The organism is Parasphingomonas puruogangriensis (assembly GCF_036663635.1).
Classification (GTDB): Bacteria; Pseudomonadota; Alphaproteobacteria; order Sphingomonadales; family Sphingomonadaceae; genus Sphingomonas.
The window spans coordinates 1-1846 of the sequence record NZ_JAXOJI010000022.1 but is presented as its reverse complement, the minus strand read 5'-3'; the positions used below and the strand labels follow the sequence as shown (position 1 = coordinate 1846).

The window sequence follows — 1846 nt, the reverse complement described above, 5'->3', positions numbered from 1 at the left end:
CAGGCAGGAAAAGCTGCTGCCGCCGATCGCAACCTTCGATGAAACGCCCCATCACCGGCCTCCCAAATCAGACCATGATCATAGCATATCAGCGCGTTTCCACACAGCCTCCACCAGGTCGCGCCGTTCAAAACGGCAACAGGTGGTGGCAATCGGATAGGCTGCTTTTGGCAGTGCCATTGCTATAGCCGACATTCAATCTCGTGATAAAAGGGAGAATGTTCATGATCGTTCTTATCCTTATCTCGGCATCGGCTGATCAAAGCGGGCCCAGCAAGGAGTACCAAGCCGCTTACGACAAGGCGTTCCGCAGTTCCTTTCGCAGCCGATCAATTGAACAGTGCCGGGCCTCGGCAAAGAACGCGGCAGCAGCCCAGATTGATGTGACCCCGATCTGCGCGTGCGTCACGGATCGATTACTTGCCACAAAGTCCGTTGATGAGTTGAAGGCTCAACCTCCGGCCGCCGAGCTACAGTCGCTCTCAACCGAGTGCATTGCGGCAAATCCGCCCGCTACAAAATGAGAAGAGCCGTAACGTCGGCTTCCGAGGGCATGGGGATAGCTCGGGAATGACCAAGTTTGGGCGTTGCTGCCCGGCTACTTTTTCACCTCGTCAGCCGCCGGTCGGGTTTCGGGCGGCTTGATCGCCGCGACACGTCCCGAACGGCGAAAATTGGTGGATTTGCGACCGTCGGCTTTCGGCAGAGGCCACGATACAGCTGCCAATTGAAATGTGTGCAGCGTTCGGATTAAACAGGGCGATGACCATCGCTCAAGGTTATGCGGAGCGCATCGCCGCCGAGCTTCCGCTCCTCAAAAGCGGCACGTTACGCATTTGGGGCGAATGGTTCGGGCGACCCTATGATAATATCCATCAAATCGTCGGAGCGAACGCCGACGGAGATACGCTTACTCTTTTGTTTAATGAGGGCGAAACGCTCACGATCTACGACCCTGATCGCGGTACATTTTCGGAGACAACCTTTCTTATAAAGTTTGCCTCTCGGGTTCGATGGGAGTGGTATCTCTATGGGGAGAACCAATCACCGAATAATCTGCATTTTCTAGATTATCTGCTTGGACCAGAAGGCTGGACCCTTCAAACCGATTGGAACTTCAACAAGCCGCCCAATCAGAAACCGACCGGCCCTGCAGTCGAGCTTGTATGATCCAGTAGAGAGACGTCCAACGGCAGGTTTCGGGCAGACGCTCTTATTGGCGAAACGGCAACAACTGGGCGATTCCCGCCCGACCGCTTTTCACTCCATTTGCTGCCGGTCGGCTTTTGGGCGGCTTGATCGCTTCTGCACGTCCTGAACGGCGAAAAGTGGTGGAAGGCGGAATGGCGGCTTTTGCCGATCATTCTCGCATAGCCGTCATTGGCAATTTGGCAGTCAGGGGCAATCGTTCATTGCACCGCAAGCAAAGAGTAGGCCCCAAAAAAGAAGCGTAACCGTCATGCCGACGAGGTAGAACGGCAGCATCAGAAATTTTGTGCTTCTTCGTATATGAAGCATCCGGATTCCAACTAAGCCGGGAAGCATGACGGATGCCATCAAGCCGTAGGCGAGCACCGGATGCGACCAAATTGGGGGAAGCTTATCTTCCCAAATCAACAGTGTCCAAAGCGTTGGAGGGATAATAAACACTAACGCGAATACAATCGCGGGGCGCAAACTATTTAGGGGAGATTGGCTGGCGGTGATCATCACGGTCCACGCTGCCACGGCTTAGAGACCGTTTGAGAATGTGTTGATGCGGCGGCTCTGGCGTGATTCAAGCTTGGGATGTGGACCCAAGCGAGCCGCAGCCGGATGGCTGGATTTGAAAAGCGATCGAAGCGCT

3 protein-coding genes are annotated in these 1846 nt (G+C 54.7%); 2 read left to right on the top strand and 1 reads right to left on the bottom strand.

All coding sequences use genetic code 11. The annotated features are described in order from the left end of the window. Positions 1 to 224: 224 nt before the first annotated feature. Together U1739_RS20905 and U1739_RS20900 are read left to right on the top strand one after the other, a co-directional pair. Complete coding sequence (locus U1739_RS20905) at positions 225 to 524, top strand: hypothetical protein (protein WP_332710547.1); 300 nt, start codon at positions 225 to 227, stop codon at positions 522 to 524. Between the two features lie 238 nt (positions 525 to 762). Then, complete coding sequence (locus tag U1739_RS20900) at positions 763 to 1170, top strand: hypothetical protein (RefSeq protein ID WP_332710546.1); 408 nt, start codon at positions 763 to 765, stop codon at positions 1168 to 1170. A 225-nt stretch (positions 1171 to 1395) separates the two neighbouring features. Here the strand turns inward: U1739_RS20900 and U1739_RS20895 are convergent, their stop codons facing one another. Then, on the bottom strand, positions 1396 to 1713 hold the full coding sequence (locus U1739_RS20895) for a hypothetical protein (RefSeq protein ID WP_332710545.1): 318 nt from the start codon (positions 1711 to 1713) through the stop codon (positions 1396 to 1398). Positions 1714 to 1846 lie beyond the last annotated feature (133 nt).